Source organism: Tetzosporium hominis, assembly GCF_002265435.1.
In the GTDB taxonomy this organism is placed as follows: domain Bacteria; phylum Bacillota; class Bacilli; order Bacillales_A; family Planococcaceae; genus Chryseomicrobium; species Chryseomicrobium hominis.
Window position 1 is genome coordinate 1 of record NZ_NOKQ01000077.1, and the last position, 209, is coordinate 209.

Here is a 209-nt window from a genome sequence, read left to right on the forward strand (position 1 = left end):
GGATGCTAACGTATTCGTATTCCCAAGCCTTGAAGCAGGAAACATCGGCTATAAAATCGCTCAGCGTTTGGGCAACTTTGAAGCGGTAGGACCAATCCTGCAAGGTTTAAATATGCCTGTAAACGACCTTTCAAGAGGATGTAACGCTGAAGATGTTTACAATCTCGCATTAATTACAGCGGCGCAAGCACTGTAAGAAAAATGAAAGA

At 43.1% G+C, this 209-nt stretch carries 1 protein-coding gene; it reads left to right on the forward strand.

The window, feature by feature from the left end; genetic code table 11:
* On the forward strand, window positions 1–196 hold a 196-nt coding region (locus CF394_RS00265), incomplete at its 5' end, for a phosphate acyltransferase (RefSeq protein ID WP_279327630.1).
* Between the last annotated feature and the right edge of the window lie 13 nt (window positions 197–209).